At 45.5% G+C, this 12,751-nt stretch carries 11 protein-coding genes; 8 read left to right on the top strand and 3 right to left on the bottom strand.

What is annotated here, in order from left to right; all coding sequences use genetic code 11:
- Nucleotides 1-95: 95 nt before the first annotated feature.
- The 7 genes from H4O21_RS19645 to ppnP all read left to right on the top strand — a co-directional run bounded on the left by H4O21_RS19645 (nucleotide 96) and on the right by ppnP (nucleotide 7,418).
- Nucleotides 96-983 carry a branched-chain amino acid ABC transporter permease gene (locus H4O21_RS19645; protein ID WP_182810597.1) on the top strand — a complete coding sequence of 296 codons (888 nt, stop codon included), beginning with the start codon at nucleotides 96-98 and terminating at the stop codon, nucleotides 981-983.
- 1 nt (nucleotide 984) lies between these two features.
- The gene (locus H4O21_RS19640; RefSeq protein WP_182810596.1) at nucleotides 985-1,956 is read left to right on the top strand and encodes a branched-chain amino acid ABC transporter permease; all 972 of its coding nucleotides are present in this window, start codon (nucleotides 985-987) and stop codon (nucleotides 1,954-1,956) included.
- A 208-nt stretch (nucleotides 1,957-2,164) separates the two neighbouring features.
- Entirely contained in the window at nucleotides 2,165-2,965 is an 801-nt protein-coding gene (locus tag H4O21_RS19635) for a crotonase/enoyl-CoA hydratase family protein (protein WP_182810595.1), read from the top strand.
- Nucleotides 2,966-3,120: 155 nt separating this feature from the next.
- Nucleotides 3,121-4,713, top strand: a complete 1,593-nt coding sequence (locus tag H4O21_RS19630; RefSeq protein ID WP_182810594.1) for a sensor domain-containing diguanylate cyclase — start codon at nucleotides 3,121-3,123, stop codon at nucleotides 4,711-4,713.
- Nucleotides 4,694-6,061: an MATE family efflux transporter gene (locus H4O21_RS19625; RefSeq protein WP_368737577.1), complete on the top strand. Its 1,368-nt coding sequence runs from the start codon at nucleotides 4,694-4,696 to the stop codon at nucleotides 6,059-6,061. Before H4O21_RS19630 ends, H4O21_RS19625 begins: the two co-directional genes overlap by 20 nt.
- A gap of 155 nt (nucleotides 6,062-6,216) precedes the next feature.
- Complete coding sequence (gene ppk2 / locus H4O21_RS19620) at nucleotides 6,217-7,020, top strand: polyphosphate kinase 2 (protein ID WP_182810593.1); 804 nt, start codon at nucleotides 6,217-6,219, stop codon at nucleotides 7,018-7,020.
- A 116-nt stretch (nucleotides 7,021-7,136) separates the two neighbouring features.
- Complete coding sequence (gene ppnP, locus H4O21_RS19615; protein ID WP_182810592.1) at nucleotides 7,137-7,418, top strand: pyrimidine/purine nucleoside phosphorylase; 282 nt, start codon at nucleotides 7,137-7,139, stop codon at nucleotides 7,416-7,418.
- A 237-nt stretch (nucleotides 7,419-7,655) separates the two neighbouring features.
- Here ppnP and H4O21_RS19610 read toward each other — a convergent pair whose 3' ends face one another.
- A complete protein-coding gene (locus H4O21_RS19610; RefSeq protein WP_182810591.1) occupies nucleotides 7,656-7,970 on the bottom strand; it encodes an SCP2 sterol-binding domain-containing protein in 315 nt (104 codons plus the stop codon).
- Between the two features lie 175 nt (nucleotides 7,971-8,145).
- On the opposite strand from H4O21_RS19610, the gene sohB reads away from it, so the two are divergent.
- Nucleotides 8,146-9,207 carry a protease SohB gene (sohB, locus tag H4O21_RS19605; RefSeq protein WP_368737576.1) on the top strand — a complete coding sequence of 354 codons (1,062 nt, stop codon included), beginning with the start codon at nucleotides 8,146-8,148 and terminating at the stop codon, nucleotides 9,205-9,207.
- A gap of 94 nt (nucleotides 9,208-9,301) precedes the next feature.
- On the opposite strand, the gene H4O21_RS19600 is transcribed toward sohB, so the two are convergent.
- Together H4O21_RS19600 and H4O21_RS19595 are read right to left on the bottom strand one after the other, a co-directional pair.
- Complete coding sequence (locus H4O21_RS19600) at nucleotides 9,302-10,336, bottom strand: IS481 family transposase (protein ID WP_182810590.1); 1,035 nt, start codon at nucleotides 10,334-10,336, stop codon at nucleotides 9,302-9,304.
- Between the two features lie 269 nt (nucleotides 10,337-10,605).
- Nucleotides 10,606-12,555: an acetoacetate--CoA ligase gene (locus H4O21_RS19595; protein WP_182810589.1), complete on the bottom strand. Its 1,950-nt coding sequence runs from the start codon at nucleotides 12,553-12,555 to the stop codon at nucleotides 10,606-10,608.
- Between the last annotated feature and the right edge of the window lie 196 nt (nucleotides 12,556-12,751).

Below are 12,751 nucleotides of genomic sequence, written 5' to 3'. Positions count from 1 at the left end.
TCTCCAGGATATCTGCTTCATCTGTTAACAATAAAAATAACTACACCTGTGTTTGCCGGGTGGTTGCGTCTTCAAGAGCGTTAAAGGGTTTTGTTATGGCTGAGTTACTTGGTTTTCCGCCGCAAGTGCTATTTGGTCAGCTGCTGATTGGGCTGATTAATGGCTCATTCTATGCACTGCTGAGCCTTGGGCTGGCAATTATTTTTGGTTTGTTGAATATCATCAATTTTGCGCACGGAGCGCAGTATATGCTGGGTGCTTTTGTCGCCTGGTTAGGACTTAAGTTTCTGGGTGTAAACTACTGGGTTTCTCTGATTCTGGCTCCATTGGTTGTTGCAGCTATTGGTATTGCTCTTGAGAAAACGCTGTTACGCCGTCTTTATAAAGAAGATCATCTGTACGGCCTTTTGCTGACGTTTGGTCTGGCTCTTATGATTGAGGGCTCGTTTGTTCACTTCTTCGGTGTTTCTGGTCAGCCATATTCCGTGCCACAGGCTCTGACAGGCGGTAATAATCTTGGCTTCATGTTCCTGCCTACATATCGTGCATGGATTATTGTGGCCTCTCTGGTGATCTGTTTTGGTACCTGGTACATGATTGAACGCACCAAGCTGGGGGCTTATCTGCGTGCGGGTACTGAAAACCCTCAACTGTTGCAGGCATTTGGTATTAATGTACCTCTGTTAATTACGCTTACATATGGTTATGGCGTAGCGCTGGCAGCATTTGCCGGGGTACTGGCAGCCCCTATCTATTCCGTAAGCCCGGTTATGGGTTCCAATCTGCTGATTGTGGTATTTGCGGTAGTGGTTATCGGCGGTATGGGATCGATTATGGGAGCCATCGTAACCGGTCTGTTGATGGGATTGATTGAAGGTCTGACAAAAGTATTTTATCCGGAAGCATCAACGACCGTAATTTTTCTGGTAATGATCGTGGTTCTCCTGGTGCGTCCAGCTGGCCTGTTTGGTAAGGAGGCGTAACATGACGACTCAAACTCTGGATTCTTCTGCTATGGATAAAAGTGTCTCTAAAAACAGGATGCTGTACGCTGTACTTCTGTTCCTCGGGCTGGTTGCTCCACTGGCAATTTACCCTGTGTTTTTGATGAAAGTACTGTGTTTCGCTCTTTTTGCCTGTGCATTCAACCTGATGCTGGGGTACGGCGGATTGCTGTCATTTGGCCATGCTGCTTTCCTGGCGACAGGCGGATATATCACAGGGCACGTGGTAATGCAGTGGGGGGTTACACCTGAGATTGGTATTCTGATTGGTACTCTTTGCTCTGCTGCGATGGGGTTTGTATTTGGCAAGCTGGCTATTCGTCGTCAGGGTATTTACTTTGCGATGATTACTCTGGCTTTATCGCAACTGGTATTCTTCCTGTATGTACAGGCACCGTTTACTGGTGGTGAGAATGGCCTGCAGGGTATCCCTCGTGGCGAACTGTTTGGTGTGATCAGCCTGGCTGACAATATGCCAATGTACTACTTCGTATTTGCGATTTTTGTACTGGGCTTTGCTCTGATTCACCGTACGATTCATTCACCATTTGGTCAGATCCTGAAAGCGATTCGTGAAAATGAGCCTCGTGCGGTTTCTCTTGGTTATGATGTGGATAAGTATAAGCTGGTTGCTTTTGTGATCTCTGCAGGTCTGGCTGGCCTGGCTGGATCTACTAAGAGTCTGGTGTTCCAGCTGTCATCTCTGACGGATGCGCACTGGCATATGTCCGGTGAGGTTATTCTGATGACACTGTTAGGTGGTGTTGGGACAATCTTTGGCCCTGTAGTTGGTGCAGCAACCGTTGTTACCTTGCAGAACTATCTGTCTCAAGGGCCTCTGGCATCCTGGGTACCTGTAATTCTGGGGCTTATCTTTGTTATCTGCGTACTGATCTTCCGTAGCGGTATCGTAGGCGAAATTCAGAAGTTCGCGAAAAAGAACTTCAGTTGATTTAACCATTGCTGTTCGTATTACACTTTGTGCCTGTAAGCCTGTGCGTTTTGTACAGGCTTTTTTTCGTTTTACACCAGACTTTCTGTTTTACACCAGCTTTTGTCTGGTGTCTGCTTTTCTGTATGTTGCTATTTTTTGCAACCCAGCCGGAAAATCTGGCCTGAGTCTGATCAATTAAATATCTGGCTGACTATATGAGGTTCTTATGAGTGAGTGTCTGCTTTATAAACAAGAAGGGCGTATTGTTACTCTGACAATGAACAGGGATGATACCCGAAATGCGATCTCCAGTGATGAAATGATTGATGCCTTTGAGGCTGCAGCCAGAAAAATTAACCAGGATGATGGTGTGTCTGTCGTTATTCTGACCGGGGAAGGCAAAGCTTTCTCCTCTGGTGGTAATGTGAAGGATATGAATGATAAATCGGGTATGTTTGGTGGAACACCTGTTGAACTGAGGGAAGGATACAAACGTGGAATTCAGCGAATACCTCTGGCAATGCATAACCTGGAGGTGCCCTTAATTGCTGCGGTTAATGGGCCTGCTATTGGTGCCGGGTGTGATCTGGCAATGATGTGTGATATGAGAATTGCTTCTGATCGTGCAAAATTTGCTGAGAGCTTCGCGAAAATAGGCATCATTCCAGGAGATGGTGGAGCCTGGTTTTTGCCCAGGGTTATCGGTATGTCCCGAGCTTGTGAAATGGCTTTTACCGGGGAAACTGTCGATGCTGAAACAGCGCTGTCCTGGGGGATGGTGTCAGAAGTGACTACGCCGGATCAATTGCTGGAGCGAGCGAATCATCTGGCAGAAAGAATTGCGGTTAATCCACCGCGGGCTCTCAGAATGACGAAGAAATTGCTTAAAGAGGGGCAGAAAGTTTCTCTGGAAACATTACTGGAGCTGTCTGCGTCTATGCAGGCCCTGGCCCATCATACCGCAGATCATGAAGAAGCCATTGCTGCTATGCTGGAAAAAAGGACCGCAATTTTCCGTGGTAATTGATTTCAGATGGCATGGATTTATTAATAAATTTCACACATGATTAAAAAAAACGAGTTTTTTATTCAGTTGATGGGCCGTATCTGCAATAATCACGGCCCTTTTTATGAATCCATCTTTACGACGACACAGGTCGTTTTGGGCAGCTGCGTTAGACAATGAAAGAAAATGCCACCAGACACTGGGTTTTTCTGATTTTAATTCTGGGCATGGTTTTGTCCGTAGGGTCGGCATGGCTGCTGCACTTCTCTGAAAGAGAGCAATTAAGACATCTTTTAGCAAAGGATGTTGCGGACCGGGCTGCAAGCCTGGATCGGGAAATCGTTACGTCTCTTGAAGCACTGTACACTATGAGGGCATTGTTCATTGAACGTGAACTGCCTGACTATCAATTATTTTCACAGTTATCTTTACAATCCAGACAACGTCACCCGTATATAGAAGCTTTTTACTGGGTTGGTGTGATGAATCGCGAACACCGTATAACATCTGAGCGTATGATACGGCAGATGCTGGCTGATCCGGACTTTTCTGTTCTGGAAAAGTCGGAATCCGGTGAGCTGAAAGTTGCGGGTGATAAGCTGATGTACCATCCGGTTCTGTATCAGGAACCTGAGGCTTTTTCCTATATCACAGCTGGTCAGGATCTGACCTCTGATCCTGTTATGGAAGAGGTGTTTTCTCTGGCAGCCAGAAGTCGTCAGCTTGTTCTGTCTCCTGGTTTGATTCGAAGTAGCCAGAGTACAGAAGCAACGCTGTTACAGGCTGTACTACCCGTCTATAAAACGATGACCTCTGATGAGGTGTCAGGGTTTATTGTTGCCGTTATTAATCTGGCGCAGACCTTCGAAGATGCTCTGATGAATATTCGTGTCAGTGGCATTGATATGAAACTCTGGGATATTACTGAACCCGGTGCTCCAGCGTTGCTGCATGTTCACCCCAGCAGAACAAGACTTCCGCTTAAAGTAACAGCATCAATGAGTATGCCCCTTAATATGGTTGGCCAGAGGCAGTGGGAGCTGGAAGCGATTCCGACATTTTATTATTTTGATAGTAAGAAAACATGGCTACCGCATCTGGTGTTTCTGGCGGGTTTGGCTTCAACCTTGCTGATTATGCGCTTATTTATTATTTTTGCATCTCATAGTGAGCAGATGGAAAAAGAGTCCCGTCAGCTTATGACTTCAAATCAGGAGCTGGAAGAGATTTCCAGAACAGATGCTCTGACAGGAGTAGCGAACCGGCGCTACTTTGATGAAGTGCTGGTGCGTGAGTGGAAACGTGCTATCCGTAATAATACACCTCTGACGCTGGTTATGGTCGATATAGACTGCTTTAAACTCTATAACGATTATTATGGGCATCTTGAGGGGGATGAATGTATCAGGCGTGTCGCTCAGTCATTAAAGAAGATGATTTCACGTCCAATGGACCTGGTTGCCAGGTATGGTGGAGAAGAGTTCGCTGTTCTGTTGCCAGATACGAATGAGAACGCAATTACTCTGGCTGAGCAATGCTGTGAAAAAATTCGGGCATTGGAGTTGGTACATGCGGCTTCCAGGGTTTCGCCATATGTTACTGTCAGTATGGGAATCTGTACTATTATTCCATCGCTTAATATTGATATCTCAGAAATTATCCGCCAGGCAGACAGAGCTTTGTATAAAGCAAAGGAAAATGGTCGTAACCAGGTGTGCTCTGCTCAGGAAATAAAGGAAACCGCTTCCGGTGAGTCTGACACGTACTAAGCCTGATCTGTTAAAAGATCCTATTGCTCCTCTGCTGTTTCGTATGACTCTTCCTGTAATGGGAGGGATTATCACCCTGATGTTGTTTAATCTGGTTGATGCCTGGTTTATCAGTCAGTTGGGCACAGCTCCGCTGGCTGCTGTCACGTTTACCTTCCCGGTAACCTTTACCATTATTTCTTTATCTATCGGGCTGGGAATAGGGACATCCGCTGTTGTTGGTAAACTATTGGGAGAAAAATCTTTTCAGCTGGTTAAGCGCCGTGTAACAGATGCAGCAGTGCTGGCAGTGGTACTATCTCTTTTGCTGACAGTAGCGGGCTGGGTTTCCATTGATCCTTTGTTTCGTTTTCTTGGGGCCAGTGAAGATCTGATACCATGGATTCATGACTATATGTCAATCTGGTATCTGGGGACTTTGTTCGTTATTTTGCCAAGGGTTATGAGTAGTGCTTTGAGGGCTTCAGGTAATACTCTGGTTCCCGGTCTGGTAATGATAGCCTCAGGAGTGGTTAACGGAATTCTTGATCCAATCCTGATCTTTGGTTATGGCCCAATACCTGCTATGGGTGTTAAAGGTGCTGCGCTGGCCACCCTGATTGCCTGGTGTGTGCTGACCCTTGGGATTTTCAGTCTGAAAGATGTGCGTCAGGACTTATTAAGTTTTGTTACTCCCCGGTGGCAAGAAGTGAAAGAAAGCTGGGCTGCTATTGGGCATATCGCTTTGCCTGCTGTTGTTTCCAGTATCCTGACTCCCATCAGTGCGGCAATGTTGACCCGAATTGTAGCCGGGTTTGGCCATGAGGCTGTTGCCAGCTATGGGGTGGGCAGTCGAATCGAGTCTGTCTCTTTGATTATCGTGTTTGCAATGTCTATGACGGTTCCTCCTTTTGTCAGCCAGAATATGGGAGCAGGGCAGTTCGACCGGGTTCGTCAGGGGGTTTTTGGCAGTTTTCGCTTTGTGATTATCTGGCAGGCTGTTATCTGGGGGCTTCTGCTGTTATTTGAACGCAGCATTCTGAATATGTTTGCTTCAGATAGCCCTGTACTGTCTGAAAACCTGAGCTGGTTTCTATGGAGTGTTCCTCTGGGGCTTGGCATGCAGGGGATCATTATTCTGGCAAACTCGACGATGAATGCGTTGCATGAGCCTATGGTCGCTCTGAAGCTCAGCTTCTTACGGCTTTTTATTTTTTATGTGCCCATCTGTATGCTGGGCGCCTGGCTGGCTGGCCTGCATGGCTTATTCTGGGGGGCTGTTGTCGCGAACATACTGATGTGTGGTATTTCTCTGCTGACAGTAAGAAAGTATCTGAATGCTGTATCTCTGGCTGAAAATTATAAATAGAGCTTATCTGATTTTAAACATAGATCAGGGTCAATGTTCTTAACATAACTTTATGAATAGTGTGTGAATTTTTCTTTAACTACTTGAGATAGAACCTGTTGTTATGGAATAGTTGTCGTATCAGGTTTTGTAACAATATGAAAAGGAATTTTCTTATGGCTGAAGAAAAAAAGACTAAGAAAAAGAAAATTGATAAAGCTTTCTATGAAGCCGAACTGGAAAGTATGCAAATGGAGCTGGTAAAGCTTCAGGAGTGGGTCAAGCATAAAGGACTGAAAGTTGTTGTTGTTTTTGAAGGGCGTGATGCGGCCGGTAAAGGTGGCAGCATTAAGCGTATTACCGAAGCACTGAATCCTCGTGTTTGTCGTGTTGCGGCGTTGCCAGCACCGACTGAGCGGGAAAAAACACAGTGGTATTTCCAGCGTTATGTCGAGCATCTGCCATCGGCAGGAGAGATTGTTCTGTTTGACCGTAGTTGGTACAACAGAGCCGGTGTCGAACGCGTGATGGGTTTCTGTTCTGATGCGGAATACCATGAATTCCTGCGCTCTTGTCCTGAATTTGAACGCATGCTGGTGCGCTCCGGGATTATCCTGATTAAATACTGGTTTTCTGTGTCGGATGAAGAGCAGGAGAAGCGTTTTAAAGACAGAATTAATCGTCCGCATAAGCGCTGGAAACTGAGTCCGATGGATCTGCAGTCCCGTACTCGCTGGGTTGAGTATTCACGTGCTAAAGATAATATGTTTATGCATACGGATATTCCAGAAGCACCCTGGTATGTCGTCGATGGTGAGGTGAAAAAGCGCGCCCGTCTTAATGTTATCAGTCATCTGCTGTCAGTCATTGATTATGAAGATCTGACACCTGAACCTATTAAGTTACCTCCGCGCCAGGAAGACACAGGCTATGTGCGTCCTCCTATTGATACTTTGACGTTTGTTCCGGAAAAGTACTGATATTCAGCAGTGTGGTATAGAATACATATCCAGTGGGAGCAATTGCTCCCACTTCTTTTTTTATAACAGGGTGTTATAGCCCTGCTGTTATTCTGACTATAATGCGAGACTAGCTAATGCTGAATGTAAATGAATACTTTGACGGTAGTGTAAAATCAATTGCTCTGGAGAATAACCAGGGGCAGCTGACCGTAGGTGTTATGGAAGCGGGCGAATATACATTTGGTACCAGCCAGCATGAAACGATGACTGTGGTATCCGGTGCTCTGACGGTTAAACTGCCAGGCAGTGAAGAGTGGGTTACTTATGCTGCGGGTGAGCGTTTTGAGGTCGATGCCGATCAGAGTTTTGATCTGAAAGTTGCTGAACAAACAGCTTATCTTTGTCAGTATCGTTAATACTCTCTCTCAGCCTCCCAGGACTACCGGGTGAACTTTCTCTGGATACAACCTGGCCAGAAACATTTTGATATTCTCAGGCTTTAGCAGAGAAAATTTTTGTTCAGGTATATCACTATATAATCGGAGGCAGTGTTGAGTGGGCTGAAGTGACCGGAGCTGATTGATATAAACAAACAACCCGCTGTCAATAGCGGGTTGTTTTGTGTACAGCTGTTTTGCGTGCGATTGAATAGATCAGATAGAGAACAGGCTATTCAGTTTAGTGGCCAGCATCATGTTACCTTCAGCTTTTACTTTACCTGTCATAAATGCAGTCATGCCATTTACTTCACCGCTCAGAACGCCTTTCAGGGTGTCTTTATTCATTTTCAGTGTAACGGATGGATCATCATGCTCACCTTCAGCGATATTGCAGGTGCCATCTTTAATTTCAATGTAGTACTCACCGGCATCTGAAATATCAAACTGAAACACTTCTTCCATTCCCGCTGCAGCATCTGCATTAAAGTTTGCTTGTAAATTGCTCAGTGTGCTGGCTACGTCTGTCATGATATAAATCCTGATTCATTGTTGTTGATAATTACAGCATATTTCAAACATACGTTTGAATCAAGCTCCTTTTCCTGCTTATAACACTTTTGTTTGTGACAATGGGATAAAGCGATACAAACCGTTATGAGTATGGGGTATGCTTGCGGCGAATCTGAAAGTGATGGAGTTATCTGTGTACGAATTTTTTAGTGACTACGGACTTTTTCTGGCCAAAACCATTACTCTGGCCGTAATTTTTATCGGCGCTATCCTCATTATTATACTGGCTGCCAGCCATGGGAAGAAAAAACATGGTGAAGGTGAAATTGAGATAGAGCATCTGAATGATAAGTTGTCGGAAACACAGAAGGCAATTAAGTCAGCCGTTATGGATAAAGAGGCTTTTGAGCATGAGCTGAAAGCTGAGAAAAAGGCTGATAAGGAAAAAGCAAAACAGGCTAAAAAGCAGAAAGACAATGTCAGAGAAGAAGACGGGAAAAGGATTTTTGTTCTGGATTTTGACGGCGATATCAGGGCGTCTGATGTGGCTTCTCTGAGGGAATCTGTTTCTGCTGTACTAACTATCGCCAGACCAGGTACGGACGAAGTTGTTGTCAGGCTGGAAAGCGGTGGTGGTATGGTCCATTCCTATGGACTGGCTGCGTCTCAGATGCTGCGTGTTACCAGTGCAGGCGTTGAGCTAACGGTGTGTATCGATGAAGTTGCAGCCAGTGGTGGCTATATGATGGCATGCACAGGACAAAAAGTGATTGCAGCACCTTTTGCTATTGTCGGATCTATTGGTGTCGTTGCTCAGGTGCCGAATTTTCATCGCTTATTGAAAAAGAATGACATTGATTTTGAGGTTCTGACGGCCGGTGAATATAAGAGAACACTGACCGTATTTGGTGAAAACACAGACGAGGGCCGTAAAAAGTTTGTTCATGATCTGAATGAGACTCATGATCTGTTCAAGGACTTTATTCACCAACAGAGACCATCGCTGGATCTGACAAGAGTGGCTAATGGCGATGTATGGTACGGCTCTCAGGCCCTGGAACTGGGGCTGGTGGATGAGCTGAAAACCAGTGATGAGTACCTGCTTGCTGCTTGTGAAGAGTCCGATGTCTATCTGGTGAGTTATGAGCAGAAGACAGGTCTTATGGATAAGATAGGAGAGATGGTGTCGGTTGCCGCAGAAAAAACAACCGACCGATTCCTGACTAAAGCTCGTCGCTCTGAAATTGAGCTTTGATTATCTGCTTGTATCCTGGATTTCATAATATGTACTAATCCAGACTTGATCTGACAGTTACCGGTTTTTCAGGACGGTGTCTGTCAGGTCAGATTCAGTTCATAAACTTCGCCTGCCAGATCTTTTTCCCTTCTTTCTGCGTTTGCATCGGTGTTCTTCCATCACACCGTTTTCCCTGATGGGAACGCTCATTATTGTAGTATTCCAGCCAGTCGTCCAGATCCTTTTGTAAGGCTTCGACTGTCCCGTAAATTTTTCTTCTCAGTGCAGGCTGATAAAACTCCTGAAGTATCGTCTTATGAAAACGTTCACAGATACCATTCGTTTGAGGGTGTCTGGCTTTGGTTCTCGTATGCTCAATGTCATTGATCGCAAGATATAACTGATAATCGTGCTGTTCTGCCTTACCGCAATACTCTGTTCCACGGTCTGTCAGAATGCGTAACACCGGGAGTTCATGTTCAGCATAGAATGGCAGGACCCGATCATTTAACAGGTCTGCAGCAGTAATCGGTGTTTTCGTTGTGTAAAGCTTACACTGTGCTATTCGGGAGTAGGTATCAATATAGGTTTGCTGATAGACGCGGCCTACACCCTTAAAGGTTCCTACGTAAAAAGTGTCCTGCGACCCGAGATAGCCCGGATGCTGCGTATCAATCTCACCGCAGGCTTCATCATCCTGCTTCTTGCGCTCCAGAGCCTGTACCTGAGATTCTGTCAGGATAATACCTTCTTCAGCGACTTTGGCTTCCAGGGCTTTCAAGCGCTGTTTAAAGTTAGCCAGATCATGTCGAAGCCATATTGAGCGCACACCACTGGGCGATACAAATATACCCTGTTTACGCAACTCATTTGAAACACGGACCTGGCCATGAGCAGGTTCTTCAATGGCATAGTCGACAACGGCTGTTTCTACAGCAGGATCGACTCTGTTTTTGTGGTTAGGCGTTCTTCGGTTCTGATCGAAAAGGTTTTGTACACCACCTTCTTTTACAGCATCCTGGTAGCGATAGAATGTATCTCTGGATACGCCCATCATCTTGCAGGCTTTAGACACATTACCCAGCTCTTCAGCGAGGTTCAGTAAGCCAACTTTGTGTTGAATGATTTTATCGTTAGTATGGAGCATGAGAGTTACCTCTGTTGTGTTTTGATTACAGGTTTGGTCACCATCAATCAAAACCGGTAACTCTCACTTATTCATTGAGCGGTGTCAGATCTGGTCTGAACTAATACACATAATAAAAGCACAGGATAAGTTATGGTTTATTGTTAGTCCCGGTAAAAGAGACTAACAATAAATCTGCTGTAGTCGTCGTTGTTGATACGGGGATTACAGCCTCAGCCTTATCTGTTCTGCTCTGAACTGTCAGAGCAGAACTGGACAGGTTTGCTATATCAGTCTTCCTGTAGCTGAGGCAGGTCTTTATATAGCTCCAGTGCTTCCGGGTTAGCCAGAGCATCTGTATTTTTAACCGGACGGTTATGAATTACGTTCCTTACCGCCAGTTCAACGATTTTTCCGCTGATGGTTCTTGGGATATCAGTAACAGAAATCACTTTTGCCGGTACGTGACGGGGAGTCGTGTTAGCTCGTATAGTATCTCTGATCTCTTTTTCGACTTCCGGAGTCAGTTCAAAGCCTTCCTTCATTCTGATAAACAGAATAACCCGCACATCATCTTTCCATTGCTGGCCAATACACAGGCTTTCCATCACCTGATCCACCTTTTCAACCTGACGATAGATTTCAGCTGTTCCGATACGTACTCCGCCCGGATTAAGAACCGCATCTGAGCGGCCATGAATGATCAGACCATCATGTTCAGTAATTTCAGCATAATCACCATGAGCCCAGATATTATCAAAAGAATCAAAGTAGGCGTTGTGATATTTTGCGCCATCATCATTCCAGAAGCCAATCGGCATTGAAGGGAATGGATGGGTGCAGACCAGCTCACCTTTATCACCACGAACGGGCTTGCCATCATCATCAAAGATATCGACAGCCATGCCCAGTCCCCGACACTGAAGCTCACCGGCATATACCGGGCGAGTAGGACACCCCAGGGCAAAGCACGAAATAATGTCTGTACCACCAGAGATTGAAGACAGGCACAGGTCCTGCTTGATATCCCGGTAAACATATTCAAAGCTTTCGTGGGAAAGCGGTGAGCCTGTAGATAACACTGCTTTCAGGTTTTCAAGGTTATGGGTCTCACGGGGCTTTACACCCACTTTTTCAAGAGCTGCAATATATTTGGCTGACGTACCAAAGATGCTGATTTTTTCTTCTTCAGCGATATTCCATAAAATAGCCGGGCGAGGATGGAAAGGGGAACCATCGTATAGCACGATAGTGCAGCCCGTTGCCAGACCACTTATCAGCCAGTTCCACATCATCCAGCCGCAAGTGGTGTAGTAGAAAAGTACATCGTCCCGGTTAACATCTGTTTGCAGGATATGTTCTTTCAGATGCTGAATCAGGGTACCGCCCACGGAATGGACAATGCACTTCGGGACCCCTGTTGTACCGGAAGAGTACATGATATAGAGAGGGTGGTCGAAGTTTACCTGCTCAAAAGTAATTTCTGTAGCACTGGTGTCGGTAAAGTCCTGGAGTAGTATCCCACCTCTGATAGCACTGATGTCTGGCTGGGGGGCTGTAAACGGAATGACAACGACGGTCTCAATCTCTGGAAGTTGTTCAAGGATGCCTTCCACACGTTCCAGGTTGTTCAGTGTTTTTTTGCTGTAGTAGTAGCCGTCTGTAGTGAAGAGTACTTTGGGTTTAATCTGTCCAAAACGATCCAGCACGCCGTTAATGCCAAAGTCAGGAGAGCAGGATGACCAGACTGCACCCAGACTGGCTGTAGCCAGCATCGCAATCACTGTTTCATTGCAGTTGGGGACAAAGCCTGCAACACGATCACCCTTTTGCACGCCCGTCTTTTTCAATGCAGATGCCAGTTGCGCAACCCGGTTATACAGTTCTTTGTAGCTGATGGCTTCTCTTTGATCTTTTTCTCCGCGAAAAACAAGAGCGGTTCTGTCATCCCGGAATTTGAGCAAGTTTTCTGCATAGTTCAGCTTGCTGTCAGGAAACCAGCGTGCACCTGGCATTTTATCAGCATCCTGAAGTACTTCTGTGCCTTTCTTTTCAGAGCGAATATCACCAAAATCCCACATTTCAGACCAGAAAGTTTCCGGGTTATCAATGCTCCATTGATAAAGTGAGGTGTAATCCGTCAGATCAAGCCTGTATTTCTGGTTGATTAACCGGGTGAATTTAGTCAGATTTGCGTTGTCAATGCGGGTATTATCAGGCTGCCATAATGCGCTATTCATTATTATTTCCTCTGATATTCTGGCGGGTTCTGAGTATTTTTCAACGTATCCCGGAAGGCGTTCTGTCGCTTATTTTGCCTTTCCTGAGAGGGTATTTTTTATGTTTACTTAATGTACTTTATGTTTACGTTTACGTAAAGGTTATGTGGCTATTGTAGTTATGTTTATGACATGTCTGAAATCAGGTTTATGTCCT

This window comes from Oceanospirillum sediminis (assembly GCF_014164585.1).
Classification (GTDB): Bacteria; Pseudomonadota; Gammaproteobacteria; order Pseudomonadales; family Halomonadaceae; genus Oceanospirillum; species Oceanospirillum sediminis.
The sequence above is the reverse complement of the archived record's forward strand: the minus strand, read 5'-3'. Positions and strand labels throughout refer to the sequence as shown.

Excerpts from the sequence above, each read along its gene's own strand:
- H4O21_RS19630 (WP_182810594.1), top strand. The coding sequence starts at position 3,121 with ATGAAAGAAAATGCCACCAGACACTGGGTTTTTCTGATTTTAATTCTG.
- H4O21_RS19595 (WP_182810589.1), bottom strand. The coding sequence starts at position 12,555 with ATGAATAGCGCATTATGGCAGCCTGATAATACCCGCATTGACAACGCA.
- H4O21_RS19635 (WP_182810595.1), top strand. The coding sequence starts at position 2,165 with ATGAGTGAGTGTCTGCTTTATAAACAAGAAGGGCGTATTGTTACTCTG.
- H4O21_RS19640 (WP_182810596.1), top strand. The coding sequence starts at position 985 with ATGACGACTCAAACTCTGGATTCTTCTGCTATGGATAAAAGTGTCTCT.
- H4O21_RS19600 (WP_182810590.1), bottom strand. The coding sequence starts at position 10,336 with ATGCTCCATACTAACGATAAAATCATTCAACACAAAGTTGGCTTACTG.
- H4O21_RS19645 (WP_182810597.1), top strand. The coding sequence starts at position 96 with ATGGCTGAGTTACTTGGTTTTCCGCCGCAAGTGCTATTTGGTCAGCTG.
- ppnP (WP_182810592.1), top strand. The coding sequence starts at position 7,137 with ATGCTGAATGTAAATGAATACTTTGACGGTAGTGTAAAATCAATTGCT.
- ppk2 (WP_182810593.1), top strand. The coding sequence starts at position 6,217 with ATGGCTGAAGAAAAAAAGACTAAGAAAAAGAAAATTGATAAAGCTTTC.
- H4O21_RS19610 (WP_182810591.1), bottom strand. The coding sequence starts at position 7,970 with ATGACAGACGTAGCCAGCACACTGAGCAATTTACAAGCAAACTTTAAT.